Below are 20,106 nucleotides of genomic sequence, written 5' to 3'. Positions count from 1 at the left end.
TCCGCGTTTTGGCGCCTAGACGGCGAAAGACGATCCACAGCCGCAGGAGGAGGTGGCGTTGGGATTGCGGATCTGGAAGGACGAGCCGCCGAGGTCCTCGACGAAATCGATCTCGGCGCCGGCCAGCAGCTCAAGCGACGTCTCGTCGATCACTGTGGTGACGCCGTCGCGCTCGAAGGTGAGGTCGTCGCCGTTGACGGTCTTGTCGAAGGAAAAGCCGTACTGAAAGCCGGAGCAGCCGCCCCCGGAGACCGCGACCCGCAGCATCAGCCCGGCATCGCCTTCCTGCTCGATGAGCCAGGCGACCCGCTTGGCCGCACTGGCGGTCAGGGAAAGCGTCTGCGGCAGTGTCATCTCTTGCGACGGCATGGCGGCCTTCATCTGTCAGTGCGGATTCACCGGCGGTTAACCATAGGCGGTCCGGGTGCCAGAACCTCACCCAAGATGTAGGGACTCCTGCCGCGTTGTCAAATCCCGTCGCGGCCCCGCGTTTCCGCGGCATCGCCAGGCGCCGGGGCCCGCTGGGGCTCGGCGACCGCTCTCTCGCCCAGGATGAGCTGCGCGGCCCGATCCGCGGCGTCCGTGAATGGGTGTAGAATCAAGTCGGCACCCCGCTCGGCCAGGGCCTCTTTGTCGGCGGGGCGGTTGGCCGTCACCGCCACGCGGCCCGCAAAACCATCGCTCCGCAGGGCGTCGATCAACCCCAGGCGGGAATCTTCGTGGGTAATTCCCGTTTCATGCTCGGGAATGGCGCAGACCGCCCATCCGACCCCGGAAAGCGGCAGGCTTGCCACGAATTCGGGATCGGTGGCGTCGCCATAGGCGACATCGAGGCCGTCGCGCCGCCACTGCCTGATGACGGCGGGATTGAAATCGACGCCCAGGACCTTCAGGCCGTGGCGGGAGAGGCGGCGCGCAAGGGCGCTGCCATAGCGTCCGAGACCGAACAGCAAAACGTCATAGCCTTCGCGTCCGTGGTCTTGCCGGCTCAATCCCTCGCGCGGGGTGCCGCGGCGCTCGAAGGGTCCCAGGAAGGGTTCGAGCCATGCGTAGAGATGGTGCGAGAAGGTGATCATGTAGGTGGAGAGGGAGATGGTGATCAGGCCGACGAGGGTGACTAGGCCCAGCGTTTCGCTGCCGATATGGGCCAGCGACACGCCCACCGCGGTGAAGATCAGCGAAAACTCGCTGATCTGCGCGACGGTCAGGCCGGCAAGGAAGCCGGTGCGTTTCCGGTAGCCCATGGCCCCCATGATTATCAGGACGATCAAGGGGTTGCCGATCAACACGAAGAGCGAGAACAGGATCGCCGCGGCGATCTGTTCGCCAAGCAGCGTCAGGTCGAGCCGGGCCCCGAGGGCGATGAAGAAGAAAAGCAGCAGGAAGTCCCGCAGCGGCGCCAGCCTTGCCGCAATCGCTTCGCGAAACCGCGTGGAAGCCAGCGAGACGCCGGCAAGCAGCCCGCCCAGTTCCTTGCTGAATCCCAGGAAATCGCCGACGGCGGCCAGCAATGCGGCCCAGCCGATGGCAAAGCACACCATGAGCTCCGGTGCCCGGGCGAGCCGCTCGACCAGAGGCTCGGCGGCAAATCGTATGAAGAGCCCGACCGCGACCAGCATGAGCGCGCCATAGCCGAAGGCGAGGGCGATCTCCAGAACCGCCGCGCTGTCCTGCGCGCCGGCACCGATCCCGGACATGACCAGCATGGCCAGCACCACCACCAGATCCTGCACGATGAGGAAGCCGAGGGCGACGCGCCCGTGCAGGGAGTCGATCTCCCGTTTGTCGGACAACAGCTTGACGATGATGATGGTGCTGGAAAACGTCAGGGCGACCGCGATGTAGAGGCTGGTGACGGCGTCGAAGCCGAGAGCCAGGCCGATGGCGAAACCGATCACCGAGGTGAAGCCGACCTGCCCGAGCCCGGTGGTCAGCGCGACGGGGCCGAGGGTCCGAACCAGCTTGATGTCGAGCTTGAGGCCGACCAGGAACAGCAGGACGGCGATTCCCAGCTCGGCCAGCAGATTGATCTGCTCGTCCGAGCGCACGATATCGAGCAGCGACGGACCGGCGAGGATGCCCACGGCAATGAAGCTGACGATCAGCGGCTGGCGAAGCATCACCCCGACCAGTCCCACGGCCGTCGCCAGGACCAGCAGCGCGGCGATCTCGTAGAAGACCGAGACGGAAACGATCTCCAGCATCACGGCCCGCGCCGGCTGGCCGGCGCGCTCCCCAGCTCCGCGGTTTCTGCACCCGGCGCTGGGTCCCGCCGCCTTGCGGCCAGACGCAGCCGGATCCCCTTCTCAAATTCCAGAACGGCGAAGAGGGCGATGCCGATGCCGATGATCTCCATCCCGTGGATGAAGTCGACCGGGCGCGTATCGAAGAAGGCTTCCATGAAAGGCGCATAGGTGAAGACGAGCTGCAAAAAGACGATCGCCGCCACCGCGACAAGCACGGCGCGCGTGCCGACAATGCCCTTTATCGTCAAGGAGGGCGCGCGCAGGAAGCGCACGCTGAAGAGGTAAAAGATCTCCATGACGACCAAGGTGTTGACGGCATAGGTTCTCGCTTCCTCCAGGCTTGCGCCCTGTGCGCGGGTCCATGCGAAAACGCCGAAGATACCGGCGAGGAAGAGCATTGAAACGAAGACGATGCGCCAGGCCAGGAACGCCGAAAGCAAGGGCGTTCCCGTGGGGCGCGGGGGGCGTTTCATCACATCCGTTTCGCTGGGTTCGAAGGCCAGGGCGATTGCCAGGCCGACAGAGCTGACCATGTTGACCCAGAGAATCTGAAGCGGCGTGATGGGCAGGGTGTAGCCGAGGACGATGGCCGTGATGATGGCGAAGGATTCCCCTCCGTTGACGGGCAACAGGAAGACGATCGCCTTCTTGAGATTGTCATAGACCGTGCGCCCCTCCCGCACGGCGGCGGCGATAGAGGCGAAGTTGTCGTCCGCCAGCACCATTTCGGATGCTTCCTTGGCCGCCTCCGTGCCATTGCCGCCCATGGCGATTCCCACGTCCGCACGCTTGAGTGCCGGTGCATCGTTCACGCCATCGCCGGTCATGGCGACGACCTCCCCGGCGGCCTGCAGGGCCTGGACCAGGCGAAGCTTGTGTTCGGGGCTGGTCCGCGCGAAGACGTCGACGTCCGATGCCCGCCGGATCAGCACCTGATCGTCCAACGCATCGAGATCGTTGCCTGTCAGCACCTCGCGGCGATTGACGAGGCCGAGTTGTCCGGCGATTGCCCGCGCCGTACTGCCATGATCGCCGGTGATCATCTTCACCCGAATGCCGGCGGCCTGGCATTCGGCGACGGCAGCGACGGCCTCCTCGCGCGGCGGGTCGATCAGGCCGACGAGGCCGAGCAGGATGAAGCCGTTTTCCACATCGTCGAACCGAAGCTCCCGGTGCCGGCCTTCGGCCGGCTTGACGGCCAGGGCCAGCACACGCTGCCCCCGGGCAGCCATCCGCTCGATGCGCTCATGCCAGTATTCCGGACGGATCGGCTCATCCTTGCCTTCACGACGGTGAGAGCGGCACATTTCGATGACCCGCTCGGGGGCGCCTTTGAGGCAGATGACGGCCTCGCAGCGATGGCCGTGATGCAGGGTCGCCATGAAGCGGTGCTCGGCATCGAAGGGAATGGAGTCGACGCGGGGAAGGGACTTGCTTTCGAACGCGGCATCCAGCCCCGCCTTGAGGCCGAGCGTCAGCAAGGCCCCTTCCATGGGATCGCCATGGACGGTCCAATCTCCATTCTCTTCCTGCAGGTTCGAGTCGTTGCAGAGGATCGCGGATCGCGCGATCTCCTCCAGGAGAGGCGATTGCTCGGGCAGGATCTCCCGCCCCTTCAAGCTGAACCCGCCGCGTGGCGCATAGCCGACACCGTCGACATCGAAAACATGCTCCGCCGTGGCGATCGAGCGCACGGTCATTTCGTTGCGCGTCAGCGTCCCGGTCTTGTCGGAGCAGATGATGGTCACCGACCCAAGGGTCTCGACGGCGGGCAGGCGGCGAATGATCGCGTGGCGGGAGGCCATGCGTTGAACGCCGATGGCCAGGGTGACGGTGAGGATTGCCGGCAAGCCTTCGGGAATGGCGGCCACCGCGAGGCCGACGACGACCATGAACATCTCCACCGGCGCAAAGTCGCGCAGCGTGACACCGACTGCGAAAACCAGACTCGCGACCACGAGGATGAAGACGGTCAGCCAGCGCGCGAAGACGTTCATCTGGCGCAGCAGCGGGGTCGAAAGCTGCTGCACCCTGGTCAGCATGCCGCTGATACGGCCGATCTCGGTATGGACCCCGGTCTCGACCGCGATCCCCGCGCCTTGTCCCGCAGTGACCAGAGTGCCGGCATAGGCCATCGATGTCCGGTCGCCCAGCGCCGCGTCGGGTGGGACCGCATCGACCGACTTGTCGACCGGGACCGATTCTCCGGTCAGCGCGGCTTCCTGGACCCTCAGCCCTTTGGCGCGTATCAGACGGAGGTCCGCCGGCACCCTGTCGCCCGGCTCGAGAATGACGAGATCGCCCGGCACCAGATCCTCTGCGGCCACCGTCGTGCGTTGCCGGTTCCGCAGCACAGTCGCACGCAGCGACAGCATCCGTTGAATCGCCTGCAGGGCTCTTTCGGCCTTACCTTCCTGAACGAAGCCAATGGTCGCGTTGACGATTGCGACGGCCAGAATGACCTTGGTGTCGATCCAGTGGCCGAGCGCCGCGGTGAGAGCGGCCGCGCCCAGCAGAACGTAGATCAGGAGATTGTTGAACTGCGACAGGAAGCGGAGCAACGCGCCGCGGCCCTTCGGCGCCGGCAGGCGGTTGGGGCCGTGCATCGCCAGGCGGCTTCGTGCGGCCCGATCCGTCAGTCCGCTCGGCGAGGCGTCGCGGCCGGCCAAGACCTCCTCGACGCGCAAGGCGTGCCAGCTTTTAAGGTCGGTGGCGTGATTGACCGGTCCAGCCGGCAGGTCCTGCTGCTCGATAGCCGCCATGACGTCGCGCTCGCCTGTTGCCGCGATGCGGCCCGGTCAGCGACGCGGGCCCCGAACACGTCAGCCCGATCGGTTCTTCTGGTCCGGCGCCGGTTGCGTTGCGTGGGCGTTCACGAAGGCCTCAAGGTCCTTGGCGGCCACCCGGAATTCGCGGCCGAACCTGACCGCCCGCAGTTCACCTTCATGGATCCAACTGCGGACGGTCGCTTCGCTGACCTTCAAAAGCTCCGCGATCTCATGAGTTGTGAAAAACGGTCTGCTTAGCATCACTAAGCGCCTTTTGATCGAAACTAACGGCTATAAGCGTAGGTGAGCGCTGTTGAGCGATCATTGACATGAATCAATGTCATTAATCCAAGTTAAATGCAAGTAAGCGCTCTTGGACGTTAATGAGGCCCGATGAGATCACGCATCCCGGGCCCGTACCACAAAGACGATGCCGCTGTGACCATCCGGAAGGCGCCCGAATGAAGCGATTCAAGAACATTCTTTACGTGGCCGACGCTTCCGGGGACGTTCTCGGGGCCTTTCATCATGCCGTTGGTCTGGCCGATCGGAACGCGGCGCGTTTGACGGTAATCCTGGTTATGGAGCGCGACCCCAGCTCGCTGACCCGGCGCTCGCCTCTCAAGCTCCGGGACCTGCGGATCGAGGCGCTGCAGGCCGCCCTTGACCGGCATTCACGCTGGGCCGCCGGCCGGGTCGAAGTCGAAACCAAGATCGTCGAGGGAAAGCCGTTTCTCGAGATCATCCGGGAAGTCTTGCGCAATCGCCGCGATCTGGTGATCAAGTCCGCCGGTCCCGACGGCGGCTCAGTGGACTGGCTCTTCGGATCGGCAGACATGCACCTGCTGCGCAAGTGCCCCTGTCCCGTTTGGCTGATCAAGGCCGACGGGCCGGCTCCGCTGCGCCGCGTCATGGCCTGTGTCGATTTCGACGATTTCGATCCTTCAGGCACCGACACTGCGGAGCCTTTGAACCGAACGATTCTGGAAATGGCCGGCTCGCTCGCTGCCGCGGAAGGGATCGGCTGTCACGTCGTGCACGCTTGGGAGGCGGCCGGCGAAGCGCTGATGAGAAGCGGGCGCGCGGGAATTCACGAAGCGGACGTGGACGCCTACGTGGAGGAGGTGCGCGCCGAGCATCGGCACTGGCTCCAGCGCTTGCTGGGCAAGGCCGCAGACTGGATGGGAGCGGAGACCTACGCCGCCGCGGACCTGAAGATCCATCTGCCGAAGGGGAAGGCCGCGGACGTCATCCCACAGCTGGCCGAAGAACTGGCCATCGACCTCGTCGTCATGGGAACCGTGGCACGCACCGGCATCCCCGGCCTGATCATCGGCAACACCGCGGAAAACATGCTGAGCCGCCTCAAATGCTCCGTGCTGGCCGTCAAACCGGCGGGCTTCCGCACGCCGGTGGAACCGAACGGCTGACCGCACGATCGGCGCCGCCGCCACGGTGCTTGTCGAAACTCGGCAGCGCCAGCCATAGCGTGCCGAAACCGGCGGAGAACCGCCATTGCCACCCGCATGGCGAAGCCTTAGGGTCGCGCCATGCTGGATCCGAGTCCCGCCGCTTCCTTTGCTTGCAAGCCTGAGGATACCCGGGGGCGCGATGTCGCTGAACCGGAGAGCCCGACCCGCTCCTGCTTTCAGCGCGACCGCGACCGTATCGTCCATGCCGCCGCCTTCCGGCGCTTGAAGTACAAGACCCAGGTCTTCGTCTACCACGAGGGCGACTACTACCGGACCCGCCTGACCCATTCGATCGAGGTGGCGCAGATCGCCCGCTCCATCAGCAGGGCGCTCGGGCTCAACGAGGACCTGGCGGAGGCCATGGCGCTGGCGCACGATCTGGGGCACACCTGCTTCGGTCACGCCGGGGAGGACGCCTTGAACAAGGCCATGGCGCCCTACGGCGGCTTCGACCACAACGAGCAGACCTTTCGCATCCTGACCCTGCTGGAACGGCGCTATGCCGCGTTCGACGGTCTCAATCTGACCTGGGAGACCCTGGAGGGCATCGTCAAGCACAACGGTCCCCTGACTGGGTCCGCCTCGCGGGAGAATACCGTGCCGGCGACGATTGCAGCCTATTGCCGAGACGTCCGTGACCTTGAGGTGGGAACCTTCGCCGGGGCCGAGGCGCAGGTCGCCGCTCTCTCCGACGACATCGCCTACAACAACCACGACATCGACGATGGCCTGCGGGCCGGGCTCTTTCCGCTGGACGAACTGAGGGACCTGCCGCTGGTCGGGCCGCTGCTGGCGGAGGTATCCGAGCGCTACCCGGATCTTGAGGACAGCCGGCTGATCCACGAGACCATCCGGCGGATGATCGACACCATGGTGACCGACCTGCTGCAGGAGACCGGAAAGCGGATCGCGGAGCACCGGCCGGACAGCGCGGCGGCCGTCCGCCACCTCGGCCAGCCGCTGGTTGCCTTTTCCGAAGAGATGCGCGAGAACGACCGCGCACTGCGCTTATTCTTGTTTCAGCGCATGTACCGCCACTACAAGGTCAACCGCATGACGGCTAAGGCCAAGCGGGTGGTGCGGGAGCTCTTCGAGCAATATCTGGATCGACCGGACTGCCTGCCGCAGGAGTGGCGGGCGGCGGCCGAGGCGGTGGAAGGAAGCGAAAGGGCGCGCCTGGTGGCCGACTACATCGCCGGCATGACCGACCGCTACGCGCTGCACGAGCATGCCAAGATTTTCGATCTTCGGGTCAGAGAAGAATGAACCTTTTCAAAGAGTTTCGCGGAATTGTCGTTAAGGAACTGGAGGTTCTGACGGCAGAAGACCACCTGCCGGCCGGGCTGAACTTCACCCGCGTTGCCGTCGAGCCGCCGCGGGACCGCGGCCATGGCGACATCGCCACCAATGCCGCCATGGTGCTGGCCAAGCCCGCCGGCATGAAGCCGCGCGATCTGGCAGACGTGCTTGCCGGCCGCCTGGCCGGCTTGGACAGCGTGACCGAGGCCTCTGTTGCCGGGCCCGGCTTCATCAATCTGCGGCTCGACCAGGCCTTTTGGTTCGAGCGCCTGCGGGAGATCCTGCGTGCCGGCACCGCTTATGGCGCCAGCACCCTGGGGCAGGGCGAAGCGGTCAATGTGGAGTACGTCTCCACCAATCCGACGGGGCCGCTGACTGTCGGCCATGCCCGCGGCGCGGTGGTCGGCGATGCGCTGGCGTCGCTCCTGGCCAAGGTCGGCTACGCGGTGACCCGGGAGTACTACATCAACGACGCCGGCGGGCAGGTCGATGTCCTCGCGCGCTCGGCCTATCTGCGTTACCGCGAAGCCCTCGGCGAGGAGATCGGGGAGATCCCCGAGGGGCTCTATCCCGGCGCCTACCTGAAGGACACCGGCGAGGCCCTGGCGGCCCGGGACGGCAAGAAATGGCTGGACCAGCCCGAGGCGGCCTGGCTCCCGGAAGTCCGCGCCTTCGCGGTCGCATCCATGATGGACCTGATCCGCAGGGATCTTGCCGCTCTGGGCGTGCACCAGGACGTCTTCTCGTCGGAGAACGCCCTGGTCCAGGTCGGCGAGGTCGACGATGTCTTGCGGACCTTGCAGGAGCGTGGCTTGACATACACGGGCGTGTTGGAACGGCCGAAAGGTGGACAAGCGGAAGATTGGGAACCCCGTCCCCAGCTTCTGTTTAAGTCGACCCAGTTTGGCGACGACGTGGACCGTGCCTTAAAGAAGAACGATGGAAGCTGGACCTATTTCGCCAGTGATCTGGCCTACCATCGCGACAAATTCCGCCGCGGTTTCCCGGCGATGATCGATGTCTGGGGTGAGGATCACAGCGGCTATGTGAAGCGCACAACCGCTGGCGTCAAAGCGCTGACCGACGGTAAGGGCGAGCTCGATGTGAAGATCTGCCGGCTGGTCACCCTGAAGCGTGGCGGCCAGGCGGTGAGAATGTCCAAGCGGGCCGGGACCTTCGTCACCCTGCGCGATGTGATCGACGAGGTCGGCAAGGACGTGGTCCGCTTCATCATGCTGACCCGCAAGAACGACGCGGCGCTGGATTTCGACCTTGAGAAAGTGGTCGAGAAATCGCTGGAGAACCCCGTCTTCTACGTCCAGATGGCGCATGCGCGCTGCCGCTCCGTGCTGCGGCTGGCGGCCCGGGAAGTTCCGGCCATAGACCTAGATCCTGTGTCTTTGGCCGAAGCGGACCTCAATTTCTTGACCGACTCGGGCGAGCTGAGTCTGATTAAGCAACTGGCAGAGTGGCCTCGGCTGCTGGAATCGGCGGCTGAGGCGCATGAGCCGCATCGCATCGCCTTTTTCCTCTATGATGTGGCCGCGGCGCTTCATGCCCAGTGGAACCGGGGGCAGAACAACGCGGTGCTGCGCTTTCTGCTTCCGGACGAACCGCAGGTCACCAGGGCGCGCCTGGCGCTGCTGCAGTCGGTGGCCTTTGTGATTGCTTCGGGGCTGGAAGTCTTTGCGGTCGAGCCTGTGGAGGAGTTGCGCTGAATGGCGATGAGTGCAGGCCGGGGTGAGGGTGGCCGGGAGGCCCAGGGTGCTGACCGGCCTGCGGATGCCTTGGGCTCCGCCCGTGAACTCGAGGGCGAACCTGCCTTCAGCGACGCCGGCGCCCGGCGCATCGTCTACGCCCAGGATCGCGACCGCCGCAGCGAGACCTTCAACGAGGACACCGCGGAACTGGAAGCGGATCTGGCAGGCCACCGCCGGGTGGTACCGCTGGTGATCGCCCTGGCGGCGGTGGTCTGTTTCGGCGCGGTGGTCTGGTACGCCTACTCATGGGGCACCGGCCAGGTGGCCGAAGACAGCCTACCGGTCGTCCAGGCCGAGGATGGGCCGGAGAAGACCCGGCCCGAGCAGCCCGGCGGTCTGGAGGTTCCGCACCAGGACAAGCTGGTCTTGAACGAAGGCACGCCGGCCGGCGAAGGACCGCGGGTCGAGCGCCTTCTGCCGCCGCCGGAAACGCCGCAGCCGATCGAACCCCTTCCGGTGATTCCGGCGCCCCCGCTGCCCTCAGCGTCCACGGATCAGACGGCGGAAGCTCCGCCGTCAGCGCCGGAGAGCGCAGGGGACAGCGGCACAACCGTGGCCATTCCCGAGGTTCCCGCTGAGGCTATTCCGACGATCCCCGCGGAGAAGGCGCCAGCACCGCCTGCGGAGACTGCAGCGGAGCCGGAGAGTGGCGAAGCGCCTCTGCCGAGCGTGGTCGACGGGGTGACCCTGCCGCAGCTCAAGCCGAGTCCGCCGGCAGGGACCGCTACGTCCTCCGAACCCGCCGAGGGTGAAGACCAGATCGCCAATCTGCTGTCCTCCGAGCCGCTGCAGACCGCCAACGGCCATTCGGCTGCGGCGCCCCTGGGGCCGCAAGCCGGGGACATCGTACTGCAGCTATCCTCGGTCACCTCGGAGGCTGCGGCGGCGCGGGAGTGGGCCAGGCTGCAGGCAGCCCATCCCGGTCTGCTCGGCGGCCGCGACCTCTCCCTCGACAGGGCCGAGGTCAGGGGCACCATCTACTATCGTGTCCAGACCGGACCCTTCGCCAGCCGAGGTGCCGCGACGGACATCTGCGGTCAGTTGAAAAGCCGAAATCAGGACTGCCTTGTCAAACAGCGCTAGCGGAACGACTGCCGTCAGGGACTTCCGCCGGATGCGTCATGTCTGAGGCGAGCGCCCCGAAGGCGGCGATCTTCGGCTGCGCCGGTCCGCGCCTCGCGCCCGAGGAGGAGGCCTTCTTTCGGGCCGCCGACCCGCTGGGGTTCATTCTCTTTGCCCGCAACTGTGAGGCGCCGGAGCAACTGCGCGACCTGGTGGCATCCCTGCGCGCCGCCGTGGGCCGCGAGGACGCGCCGGTGCTGATCGATCAGGAGGGGGGTCGGGTCGCGCGGCTGAAGCCGCCCAACTGGCGGGCTTTGCCGCCGCCGGCTTTCTTCGGGCGCATGGCGACCCATGACTGGCAGCGGGCCAGCGAGGCCCTGCGGCTGAACAGCCGGCTCTTGGCGATCGAGCTGCGGGCGCTGGGCATCGACGTGGATTGCGTGCCGGTTCTGGATCTGCAGTTCCCGGGGGCCAGCGACGTTGTCGGCGACCGCTCCTTCGGCGGCGATCCGGAGCTGGTGGCGGGGCTTGGCCGGATCGTCTGCGAGACCATGCTGGCCGAGGGCATCATGCCGGTGATCAAGCACCTGCCGGGCCACGGCCGCGCGCGGGTCGACAGCCACAAGGAACTGCCCGTTGTCGGCACCGCCCTGGCCGAGCTGGAGGCCCGCGACTTCCGCCCCTTCGAGCAGCTTTCGGAGATGCCCTGGGGCATGACCGCCCATGTCGTCTTCACCGCGCTCGATCCGGACAACCCGGCGACCACCTCCGGCCGGGTAATCGCCGAGATCCTGCGCGGCCACATCGGGTTCCAGGGCCTGTTGCTGTCCGACGATCTCTCCATGGAAGCCCTCGCGGGGACCCTCGGCGAACGGGCGGGGCGGGCCCTGGCCGCCGGCTGCGACGTCGCCTTGCACTGCAATGGAAAGCCGGAGGAGATGGAACTCGTGGCCGAGGCGGCGCCGGCCCTGACCGCGGCGGCCCTCGCGCGGATTGCCGCGGGCCGGAAGCGCCTCGGGACACCTGAATCCGTGGACCCGGCGCTCCTGCAGCGGCGGCTTGACCTGCTTATGAATGTCGACTAGTGGCTGGAAATGCCCTTCGATCTTTCCAACATCGCCTATCTGGCTTCGGTCTGGGCCTTGCCCGTGCTGCTGGCGATCACCCTTCACGAGGCTGCCCACGGGTTCATCGCCTGGTCCTACGGCGACGATACCGCCTACAAGCTGGGGCGGGTGACCATGAACCCGCTGAAGCACATCCATCCCTTCGGCACGATCCTTCTGCCGCTGCTGCTGATTGTCCTGAAGGCGCCCTTTCTGTTCGGCTATGCCAAGCCGGTCCCCATCGCCGTCCACCGGCTGCGCAAGCCGCGCCGCGACATGGTCTATGTCGCCGCTGCGGGGCCGACCGCCAACCTGATCCTGGCCGCCATCTCGGCGCTGCTCTTCAACCTCGTGCCGCTGCTGCCCGAGGCGGCGGGGTCCTGGCTGGCGCACACCTTGCGGATCTCGATCATCATCAATTTGATCCTAGCAGTCTTGAACCTGCTGCCGCTGCCGCCGCTGGACGGCGGGCGCATCGCCGTCGGCATCCTACCCATCTCCCTGGCCGTGCCGCTGGCGCGGCTGGAGCGCTACGGGATTTTCATCCTGCTGGCAGCCTTTTTCCTCTTGCCCTATCTTGGCCGTGAACTGGGGGTCGATATCAGCGTGTTCGACTGGCTGATCCGGGCTCCGGTGAACTGGCTGCTGCCGTTCTTCTCCAGCCTGGCGGGACTGCCGGAGACCTTGCGACTGTGAGCGATGTGATTCCCTTTGAAGAAGGCGTCGAGGGCGCACGCAGCGTCACCCGGGACCGCCTGCTGCTCGAACTGGACGGCTATGCCGGGCCCATCGACGTGCTGCTGGAACTGGCGCGCGACCAGAAGGTCGACCTGACCCAGATCCGCATCCTCGATCTGGCGGAGCAGTATCTGGAGTTCGTCCGCGAGGCCCGGGCCCTGCGCCTGGAACTGGCCGCCGACTATCTGGTGATGGCGGCCTGGCTGGCCTATCTGAAGTCGCGCCTGCTGTTGCCGGAGACCGGCGGCGAGGAAGAGCCCAGCGGCGCCGAAATGGCCGCCGCCCTGAAGTTCCAGATGCAGCGCCTGCAGGCCATGCGCGAGTCCGGGGCGAAGCTGATAGCCCTGCCGCAACTCGACCAGGACTTCTTCCGGCGGGGCACGCCCGAACGTCTGCGCACCAAGACCATCACCTCCTACGACGCCTCGCTGTTCGATCTGCTGAAGGCCTATGGCCGCAACAAGACGCGCGCCAGCGTCACCAACCTGCAGATCAAGGCACCGGAGCTCTACTCCGTCGACGAAGCCATGACCCGTTTGGCGTCGCTGTTCGGAGCGTCGATCCCGGGCTGGCGCTCGCTCTCGTCCTTCCTGCCGCCGGACCTGCGCGGCGACCCGCTGCTGACCCGTTCGGCGCTGGCCTCGACTTTCGCCGCCAGCCTGGAGCTCTGCAAGTCCGGGAAGGTTCGTTTGCGCCAGGACGGGACCTTCGGTCCGATCTATGTCCGCAGTGCCGCTGAAGAGTCCCAGGAGCCTCTATGACCCCTGATTCCGACACCGAATTCGACCACCTGCGCCTGATCGAGGCCTTGCTCTTCGCGTCCTCGGAGCCGCTGGCGCCGGCGCAGCTCGCCCGCTTCCTGCCGGAGGAGGCGGACATCGAGGCGATCCTCAACGACCTGCAGGGTCTCTACGCCAACCGCGGCGTCAATCTCGTCAGCCGGGGCGGGCGCTGGGCCTTTCGCACCGCCCCGGACCTGGCACCGCATATGGAGCTGGAGACCAAGGTGACCCGCAAGCTCTCCCGCGTCGCCCTGGAGACCCTGGCAGTGATCGCCTATCACCAGCCGGTGACCCGCGCGGAGATCGAGGAGATCCGCGGTGTCGCCCTCTCCAAGGGAACCCTGGATACCCTGCTGGAAATCGGCTGGATCCGCCCCAAGGGCCGGCGCCGCACGCCGGGGCGCCCGGTAACCTGGGGCACCAACGACGCCTTCCTCGACCACTTCGGGCTCGAATCCCTCGATGCGCTGCCGGGCGTCGAGGAACTGAAAGCGGCCGGGCTGCTCGATGCGCGTCCCGCCATTACCGCGCTCAGCGACCGGGGCCTGCTGCCTGCGGTTGGCGAGGTGGCGCCGGAAGTCGTCGATGAGGAGGAGGGTGAAGGCGAGACCCTCGGCGCGTCTGAAACAGACGGTGACGATGAGGTTTTGGATCCGGCGTTCGGCGAGGACCTGCTGCCGCACGAAGTCGCGCTCTCCGCAATGCCGGAGCCGGGGGAGGGTGCTGCCGAGGAAGTTGAACCCGAGGAGACGGCACCTGAGGCGGACGGCGGTCATGCCGGTCCTTCCGGCGAGGCGCGTCCGGAGAGCGACGAAGCCGGCGGCGGCATGGCGCCTGATGAGGACGCGGCGCCCGAAGAACCCCGGCGCAGCCACGGCTGAAACCGCAGGGCCCTTTCCGCTTCGACTTGCAGAAGCCCTTCGGAGCCAGTAAGGCAGAAGCCCGGCCGCTCCACGGTCTGCTTTGAGCCTGAGGCCTATCGCCGATGCAAGCCCTCGTCCTGGATCACGTGAGCCACGCCTTTGGCGATCTCCTGGTCGTGGACGATCTTTCGCTGCAATTGCGCACGGGCGATGTTGTCTGCCTCCTGGGTCCTTCCGGTTGTGGCAAGACGACGGCCCTGCGGGTGGCCGCGGGCCTGGAACCGCTTCAGCAGGGCCGCGTGATCATCGCCAATGAGCTGGTCGCCGACGACCGCCGCGACGTTCCGCCGGAAGATCGCTCGGTGGGGCTGGTCTTCCAGGACCATGCGCTCTTTCCCCATCTGACGGTGGCCAGCAACGTCGCCTTCGGGCTGAAGGGCCTCAGCGCGGCGGAGAAACAGGCCAGGGTCCGGGAGGCGTTGGACCGGGTCGGCATGGCGGCGGAGGCCGGCGTCTATCCGCACACCCTCTCCGGCGGGCAGCAGCAGCGTGTGGCCCTGGCCCGCGCGCTGGCGCCGGGGCCGCGGGTCATGCTGTTGGATGAACCCTTCTCCAGTCTCGACGTCCGCCTGCGCCAAAGGGTGCGCGACGAAACCCTGCACGTGCTGAAGGAGAGCGGCACCACCACCCTGATGGTGACCCACGACCCCGAGGAGGCCATGTTCATGGCCGACCGCATTGCTCTGATGCGCGAGGGGCGGATCGTGCAGGAGGGGACCCCGGCGGAGCTCTACTATCGGCCGGCGGATGCTTTCGTTGCTTCTTTCTTCGGAGAAATCAATCGCTTGGAAGGCGTTGTTGCCACAGAACAGGTGGCAACGCCCTTTGGTCCCGTGGACGCCAAGGGTTTTTCCGAGGGCGACAGCGTCGAGGTGTTGATCCGCCCGGAGGCCCTGCGCCTCAGCCCCGCGGGAGGCGTTGTGAATGGCGGAGGCGAGCCGCCTGAGCACGCCGTCGAGGTGATGGCCGCCCGGCTGATGGGCCGCACCAGCCTCATCCATTTGCGCGCGCTCGACGTACCGGACTATGAGACGCATTTCCATGCCCGGGTTCCCGGGCGCTTTCTGCCGCCGGAGAAACAGCGTCTTCGGGTAGACCTGGATCGCTCGCAAGCCTTTGTTTTTCCGCGACAGACGGATTAACCCTAGTGTCCTGCGGCGTTGCGGCGAACCGGCCTTTTTGCCATAGTCCGCGACAAGAGGCCTCATGACAAAAGTAAGGAGATCCCGCAATGGGAACCTTTAGTATTTGGCACTGGTTGATCGTGCTGGTGGTTGTCCTGGTCCTGTTCGGCGGCGGCGGGAAAATTCCCAAGCTGATGCGCGACATGGGTCAGGGGATCAACGCCTTCAAGAAGGGCTTGAAGGAAGACCAGAAAGGCAAAGACAAGGCCGCCGAGGGCGACGACCCCAAGGTGATCGATCAGGATCAGGCCGCCATGGCCTCCACCGAAGAGAAGGACAAGGCGGCAAGCGGCTGAGGCTTGCCCCTCTGGGCTGATGCGCCTTTCTCTCGCAGCGGTGGGCAGCCATGTTTGATATCGGCTGGTCCGAGATGGCGGTGATCGCGTTGATCGCCCTGCTCGTCATCGGACCGAAGGAACTCCCCCGGACGATGAAGGCCGTTGCGCACTGGATGCGCAAGGCCCGTTCCCTGACGCGCGAGTTCCAGTCCGGCATCGACGAGATGGTCCGCGAAGCCGAATTGGAAGATGCCAAGAAAGCCCTTGATGCCACCCGTGCCGGGAACCTGCAAAAGACCCTCGCCAATGCCATAGACCCGACCGGCGATGTGACCGAAGAGGTGCGGGAGATCGAACGCGAAGCGCGCCGTGACGGCCCTGCTTCCGCGGACTCGTCTGGTGCCGCCGCCGGAAGCGCCGCCGCCATGATGTCGAAGCCGGCGGCCAACGTGGCACCGGCACACTCTCTCACCCCGCCGGCTGAGACGCCTGCGCCCAAGGTGGCCGCGGACTCGAGCGATCCTGCGCCTGCCGCGGCGCCGGCTTCTGAACCGGCTGCCGAACCTGCGCCTTCTGTCAAAGAGGACAGCAAGCAGTCGGCATGACCACGGTGACGGAGGCCCCTGAAGACAAGAAGATGCCGCTGCTCGATCACCTGATCGAGTTACGCCAACGCCTGCTTTACTCGGTCGTCGCCTTGCTGGTGATGTTTCTGGTCTGCTTCTTCTTCGCCGAGTCGATCTTTCAGTTTCTGGCCCAGCCCCTGGCTGACGTCATGATCGCGAACGGCGTCGCCGAGCAATATCAGCGCATGATCTTCACCGCGCTGACCGAGGTCTTTTTCACCTACGTCAAAGTGGCCTTCTTCGCCGCGGCCTTCATCTGCTTTCCGGTCTTCCTGACCCAGTTCTGGCTGTTCGTAGCGCCCGGGCTCTACAAGCACGAGAAGTCGGCGCTGCTGCCCTTCCTGGTGGCGACGCCCTTCCTGTTTTTCCTCGGCGGGGGGCTGGTCTATTTCATCATCTTCCCCTTCGCGGCGGAGTTCTTCATCGCCTTTCAGGTGCCCGCCACCGATACCTCGCTGGCGATCGAGTTGGAACCGAAGGTCAACGAGTACCTTTCGCTGTTCATGCAGTTGATCTTCGCCTTCGGGCTTTGCTTCCAGCTTCCGGTGATCATGACCTTGCTCGCGCGGGTCGGCCTCGCCACCTCCAAGGGCATGGCCGCCAAGCGCAAGTACGCCATCGTCGGCGTCTTCATCGTCGCGGCGATCTTCACGCCGCCGGATCCCATCAGCCAGCTCAGTCTCGCGATCCCCATCGTCCTGCTCTACGAGATCTCCATCTACATGGCCAAGATTGTGGAGCGGCGCCGTCCGAAAGACGAGTACGACGACCCGGATGACGATCTGGATGACGATCCGGACAGTGGCCCGGACAGCGACAAGGAAGGGGCGGGCGGCACCACCCCGGCGACCACCTAGCACTTTCGGGCGGTCGCAGGGACCTTTTCGGCCCCCTTCACAACCCTCCTCAGAGATCACTTTACCTTTGGCGAATTAATCGAATCGCGTGAGGGGCTTCGCCCGCAAGGCTGTTTTGTACCCTCAAGCCGCGGGCGGCTTGGGCGTGGCATTTGTTGGGCGACTCGGGGCAGTCCGGCGTGGACAGGCGCCGCGCGGGGGCCTTATAAGTCCTTCGATTCGCTCAGCAACCGTGCCGATTCGCAAGACTGCCCATGTTGGATCTCCGTTGGATTCGCGAAGAACCCGAAGCCTTCGACGCCGCCCTGAAACGCCGCGGTCTCGAACCGCTGGCGGCTGAGGTTCTTGCCCTCGATTCCAAGCACCGGGCGAGCCAGGCCGAACTGCAGGCCATGCAGACGCGGCGCAACGAAGCCTCCAAGGCCATCGGCGAAGCCAAACGCAAGGGCGAAGACGCCGATGCCCTGATGGCCGAAGTCGCCGGCCTGAAGGATAAGATGGCGGCAACGGAAACGGCCGAGCGGGACCTCAGCACCGAGTTGACGGCGCTGCTCAGCGGCATTCCCAACACGCCGCTGCCCGACGTGCCCGAGGGCCCGGACGAGACGGCCAACGTCTGTCTGCGCGAGCACCTGGTGCCCACCGAGTTCGCCTTCGCGCCGAAGGAACACTTCGAGCTGGGCGAGGCGCTCGGGTTGCTGGACTTCGATACCGCCGCCAAGCTCTCCGGTTCGCGCTTTGCAGTCATGAAGGGCCAGCTCGCGCGCATGCATCGCGCCCTCGCGCAGTTCATGATCGACCTGCACACCACCGAGCACGGCTACGAGGAGGTGGCGCCGCCCTTGCTGGTCCGCGACCATGTGCTCTATGGCACCGGGCAGTTGCCGAAGTTCGCCGAGGACCAGTTCCGCACCACCAGCGACCACTGGCTGATCCCCACCGCCGAGGTGCCGCTGACCAATCTGGTCGCGGGCGACATCGTCGAGGCCGAGCGCCTGCCGATGCGGGTGACGGCCCTGACGCCCTGCTTCCGTTCGGAGGCCGGCTCGGCGGGCCGCGACACCCGGGGCATGCTGCGCCAGCACCAGTTCGAGAAGGTGGAGCTGGTTTCGGTCACCCGCCCTGAAGACTCGGCGGCGGAACTGGAACGCATGGTGGGCTGTGCCGAAGAGGTGCTGAAGCGCCTCGGGCTGCCCTACCGGGTGGTGGTGCTCTCCACCGGCGACATGGGCTTTGCCGCGGCGAAGACCTATGACGTGGAGGTCTGGCTGCCGGGGCAGAAGGCCTACCGGGAGATCTCGAGCTGCTCCAACTGCGTCGACTTCCAGGCGCGCCGGATGAAGGCGCGCTACCGCCCCGAGGACGAGAAGGGCACCCGCTTTGTCCATAGCCTCAACGGCTCCGGCGTTGCCGTCGGGCGCTGTCTGATCGCGGTGATGGAGAACTACCAGCAGGGCAACGGCGCCATTGCGGTGCCGGAAGCGCTGCGCGGATACATGGGCGGGCTCGAGGTGATCGGCAGCCATGGCTAAGGCAGGCCTGAACCTGAAGCGCGCGCGGATTCTCGTGACCAATGACGACGGCATCCATGCGCCGGGCCTGAAGGTTCTGGAGAAGCTGGCCAAGACGCTGAGCAGCGACGTCTGGGTGGTGGCGCCGGAGACCGAGCAGTCGGCGACCAGCCACTCCCTGACCCTGCGCCGGCCGCTGCGGGAGCGGCGCTTGGGGCCGAAGCGCTTTTCCGTCGACGGCACGCCCACCGACTGCGTGTTGGTGGCGCACCACCGCATCCTCGCGGACAGGCTGCCCGACCTGGTGCTTTCGGGTATCAACGACGGCGGCAATCTGGCCGAGGACGTGACCTATTCCGGCACCGTGGCGGCGACCATGGAGGCCGCCTTGCTGGGCATCCCGGCCATCGCCTTTTCCCAGCAGCGCCAGGAGGACGGCATCGCCCGCTGGAAGGTGGCCGAGGCCTTTCTGCCGGATATCGTGCGCAGGCTCGCCCCCATGACCTGGCCGCGCGACCTGCTGGTCAACGTCAACTTCCCGGCGGTGACGCCGGACGCGGTGACCGGGATCGAGGTCTGCCGCCAGGGGCGCCGCGACGAAGGCGCCTCGGTGACCGAGGGCGCGGACCCTTCGGGGCGCCCCTTCCTGTGGATCGGCGGCTATCAGCTCGACACCTCCTCGGAGAAGGACAGCGATCTCGCGGTCACGGCCAGGGGCGGAATCTCGGTGACGCCGCTGCATCTCGACCTGACCCATCGGGCGACCATGAAGACGCTTAAGGGGCTCTTCGCGTGATGGCGACCTCCCGCAAGATCCGCCTGATCATGGAACTGCGCCGTGCCGGCATCGCCGACACAGACGTGCTTTCCGCCATCGAGCGCATCCCGCGGGAGAGCTTCACGCCCGACAGCTTCCGCCACCAGGCATACGAGAACGTGGCGATCCCCATCGGCCAGGGCCAGACGCTCAGCCAGCCCCAGGTGGTCGCACTGATGACCCAGGCGCTGAAGGCCGGGCGGCGCACCAAGGTTCTGGAGGTGGGCACCGGTTCCGGCTATCAGGCCGCCGTGCTCTCCCGGCTCTGCCGGCGGGTCTACACCATCGAACGGTTTCGCGAACTGCTGGCCACCGCCGAACAGCGCTTCGCGGCCCTGCGGCTGCACAACATCACGACACTGCACGGCGACGGCTGGAAGGGCTGGTCCGAGCAGGCGCCCTTTGACCGGATCATGATCACCGCGGCGGCTGCCGACGTCCCGGCGGCGCTGGTGGATCAGCTCGCAGTCGGCGGGCGCATGGTCCTGCCGGTGGGCCGCAGCTCGCGCGACCAGGCCTTGCTCCAACTCCGCCGCGAACCGGGCGGCATCGTCGAGGAGCACCTGGCCGATGTCCGTTTCGTGCCCCTGGTGGAGGGCGTTCCGGAAGAGCAGGCTTATGGCGCCCAGCGCAGCGGGGGGCGGGCATGAGCGCGCGGCCGGTCCTGCTTCTGGCGG

18 protein-coding genes and 1 pseudogene are annotated in these 20,106 nt (G+C 66.2%); 15 read left to right on the top strand and 4 right to left on the bottom strand.

Annotated elements, in window-relative coordinates; all coding sequences use genetic code 11:
• Positions 1-15: 15 nt before the first annotated feature.
• From erpA to Q0996_RS12025, 4 genes are all read right to left on the bottom strand, one after another.
• A complete protein-coding gene (gene erpA, locus Q0996_RS12040; protein WP_299619622.1) occupies positions 16-369 on the bottom strand; it encodes an iron-sulfur cluster insertion protein ErpA in 354 nt (117 codons plus the stop codon).
• Between the two features lie 98 nt (positions 370-467).
• The gene (locus tag Q0996_RS12035; RefSeq protein WP_299619619.1) at positions 468-2,204 is read right to left on the bottom strand and encodes a cation:proton antiporter; all 1,737 of its coding nucleotides are present in this window, start codon (positions 2,202-2,204) and stop codon (positions 468-470) included.
• Positions 2,204-5,008 (bottom strand): cation-transporting P-type ATPase, encoded by a 2,805-nt coding sequence (locus Q0996_RS12030; RefSeq protein ID WP_299619616.1) that lies wholly within the window; start codon positions 5,006-5,008, stop codon positions 2,204-2,206. Before Q0996_RS12030 ends, Q0996_RS12035 begins: the two co-directional genes overlap by 1 nt.
• 60 nt (positions 5,009-5,068) lie before the next feature.
• Positions 5,069-5,275 (bottom strand): helix-turn-helix domain-containing protein, encoded by a 207-nt coding sequence (locus Q0996_RS12025; RefSeq protein WP_299619613.1) that lies wholly within the window; start codon positions 5,273-5,275, stop codon positions 5,069-5,071.
• Positions 5,276-5,475: 200 nt separating this feature from the next.
• Here Q0996_RS12025 and Q0996_RS12020 point away from each other — a divergent pair, with 200 nt between their 5' ends.
• From Q0996_RS12020 to Q0996_RS11950, 15 genes and pseudogenes are all read left to right on the top strand, one after another.
• A complete protein-coding gene (locus Q0996_RS12020; RefSeq protein ID WP_299619610.1) occupies positions 5,476-6,444 on the top strand; it encodes a universal stress protein in 969 nt (322 codons plus the stop codon).
• Positions 6,445-6,564: 120 nt separating this feature from the next.
• The gene (locus tag Q0996_RS12015; protein WP_299619607.1) at positions 6,565-7,752 is read left to right on the top strand and encodes a deoxyguanosinetriphosphate triphosphohydrolase; all 1,188 of its coding nucleotides are present in this window, start codon (positions 6,565-6,567) and stop codon (positions 7,750-7,752) included.
• Positions 7,749-9,503 carry an arginine--tRNA ligase gene (gene argS / locus Q0996_RS12010; RefSeq protein WP_299619604.1) on the top strand — a complete coding sequence of 585 codons (1,755 nt, stop codon included), beginning with the start codon at positions 7,749-7,751 and terminating at the stop codon, positions 9,501-9,503. Before Q0996_RS12015 ends, argS begins: the two co-directional genes overlap by 4 nt.
• Complete coding sequence (locus Q0996_RS12005; protein ID WP_299619601.1) at positions 9,504-10,628, top strand: SPOR domain-containing protein; 1,125 nt, start codon at positions 9,504-9,506, stop codon at positions 10,626-10,628. It abuts the gene before it with no gap.
• A gap of 38 nt (positions 10,629-10,666) precedes the next feature.
• Positions 10,667-11,692, top strand: coding sequence for a beta-N-acetylhexosaminidase (gene nagZ, locus Q0996_RS12000; protein WP_299619598.1), 1,026 nt, complete (start codon positions 10,667-10,669; stop codon positions 11,690-11,692).
• A 9-nt stretch (positions 11,693-11,701) separates the two neighbouring features.
• Complete coding sequence (locus tag Q0996_RS11995; protein WP_299619595.1) at positions 11,702-12,409, top strand: site-2 protease family protein; 708 nt, start codon at positions 11,702-11,704, stop codon at positions 12,407-12,409.
• Positions 12,406-13,212, top strand: coding sequence for a ScpA family protein (locus tag Q0996_RS11990; RefSeq protein WP_299619592.1), 807 nt, complete (start codon positions 12,406-12,408; stop codon positions 13,210-13,212). Before Q0996_RS11995 ends, Q0996_RS11990 begins: the two co-directional genes overlap by 4 nt.
• Positions 13,209-13,763 (top strand): annotated as a pseudogene (gene scpB, locus Q0996_RS25480) (SMC-Scp complex subunit ScpB); the annotation flags it as partial. The gene Q0996_RS11990 and the pseudogene scpB, both read left to right, overlap by 4 nt.
• 455 nt (positions 13,764-14,218) lie before the next feature.
• A complete protein-coding gene (locus Q0996_RS11980; RefSeq protein ID WP_299619586.1) occupies positions 14,219-15,298 on the top strand; it encodes an ABC transporter ATP-binding protein in 1,080 nt (359 codons plus the stop codon).
• An 89-nt stretch (positions 15,299-15,387) separates the two neighbouring features.
• Complete coding sequence (locus Q0996_RS11975) at positions 15,388-15,636, top strand: twin-arginine translocase TatA/TatE family subunit (protein ID WP_299619583.1); 249 nt, start codon at positions 15,388-15,390, stop codon at positions 15,634-15,636.
• A gap of 50 nt (positions 15,637-15,686) precedes the next feature.
• Complete coding sequence (tatB, locus tag Q0996_RS11970) at positions 15,687-16,223, top strand: Sec-independent protein translocase protein TatB (protein ID WP_299619580.1); 537 nt, start codon at positions 15,687-15,689, stop codon at positions 16,221-16,223.
• Positions 16,220-17,101, top strand: coding sequence for a twin-arginine translocase subunit TatC (tatC, locus tag Q0996_RS11965; RefSeq protein ID WP_322096700.1), 882 nt, complete (start codon positions 16,220-16,222; stop codon positions 17,099-17,101). Before tatB ends, tatC begins: the two co-directional genes overlap by 4 nt.
• A gap of 254 nt (positions 17,102-17,355) precedes the next feature.
• On the top strand, positions 17,356-18,633 hold the full coding sequence (gene serS / locus Q0996_RS11960) for a serine--tRNA ligase (RefSeq protein WP_299619578.1): 1,278 nt from the start codon (positions 17,356-17,358) through the stop codon (positions 18,631-18,633).
• Positions 18,626-19,408 carry a 5'/3'-nucleotidase SurE gene (gene surE, locus Q0996_RS11955; RefSeq protein ID WP_299619575.1) on the top strand — a complete coding sequence of 261 codons (783 nt, stop codon included), beginning with the start codon at positions 18,626-18,628 and terminating at the stop codon, positions 19,406-19,408. Before serS ends, surE begins: the two co-directional genes overlap by 8 nt.
• Positions 19,405-20,079, top strand: a complete 675-nt coding sequence (locus Q0996_RS11950) for a protein-L-isoaspartate(D-aspartate) O-methyltransferase (protein WP_322096699.1) — start codon at positions 19,405-19,407, stop codon at positions 20,077-20,079. Before surE ends, Q0996_RS11950 begins: the two co-directional genes overlap by 4 nt.
• Positions 20,080-20,106 lie beyond the last annotated feature (27 nt).

The sequence above is a fragment of the Pelagibius sp. genome (assembly GCF_028289705.1).
In the GTDB taxonomy this organism is placed as follows: domain Bacteria; phylum Pseudomonadota; class Alphaproteobacteria; order Kiloniellales; family Kiloniellaceae; genus Pelagibius.
This window is presented reverse-complemented; position numbering and strand designations above follow the sequence as displayed.

Coding starts and splice junctions, on each gene's coding strand:
- argS (WP_299619604.1), top strand. CDS start 7,749: ATGAACCTTTTCAAAGAGTTTCGCGGAATTGTCGTTAAGGAACTGGAG.
- nagZ (WP_299619598.1), top strand. CDS start 10,667: ATGTCTGAGGCGAGCGCCCCGAAGGCGGCGATCTTCGGCTGCGCCGGT.
- Q0996_RS12030 (WP_299619616.1), bottom strand. CDS start 5,008: ATGGCGGCTATCGAGCAGCAGGACCTGCCGGCTGGACCGGTCAATCAC.
- Q0996_RS12020 (WP_299619610.1), top strand. CDS start 5,476: ATGAAGCGATTCAAGAACATTCTTTACGTGGCCGACGCTTCCGGGGAC.
- Q0996_RS12025 (WP_299619613.1), bottom strand. CDS start 5,275: ATGCTAAGCAGACCGTTTTTCACAACTCATGAGATCGCGGAGCTTTTG.
- serS (WP_299619578.1), top strand. CDS start 17,356: ATGTTGGATCTCCGTTGGATTCGCGAAGAACCCGAAGCCTTCGACGCC.
- tatC (WP_322096700.1), top strand. CDS start 16,220: ATGACCACGGTGACGGAGGCCCCTGAAGACAAGAAGATGCCGCTGCTC.
- Q0996_RS11980 (WP_299619586.1), top strand. CDS start 14,219: ATGCAAGCCCTCGTCCTGGATCACGTGAGCCACGCCTTTGGCGATCTC.
- Q0996_RS12035 (WP_299619619.1), bottom strand. CDS start 2,204: ATGCTGGAGATCGTTTCCGTCTCGGTCTTCTACGAGATCGCCGCGCTG.
- Q0996_RS11995 (WP_299619595.1), top strand. CDS start 11,702: ATGCCCTTCGATCTTTCCAACATCGCCTATCTGGCTTCGGTCTGGGCC.
- erpA (WP_299619622.1), bottom strand. CDS start 369: ATGCCGTCGCAAGAGATGACACTGCCGCAGACGCTTTCCCTGACCGCC.
- Q0996_RS12005 (WP_299619601.1), top strand. CDS start 9,504: ATGGCGATGAGTGCAGGCCGGGGTGAGGGTGGCCGGGAGGCCCAGGGT.
- Q0996_RS11975 (WP_299619583.1), top strand. CDS start 15,388: ATGGGAACCTTTAGTATTTGGCACTGGTTGATCGTGCTGGTGGTTGTC.
- Q0996_RS12015 (WP_299619607.1), top strand. CDS start 6,565: ATGCTGGATCCGAGTCCCGCCGCTTCCTTTGCTTGCAAGCCTGAGGAT.
- tatB (WP_299619580.1), top strand. CDS start 15,687: ATGTTTGATATCGGCTGGTCCGAGATGGCGGTGATCGCGTTGATCGCC.
- surE (WP_299619575.1), top strand. CDS start 18,626: ATGGCTAAGGCAGGCCTGAACCTGAAGCGCGCGCGGATTCTCGTGACC.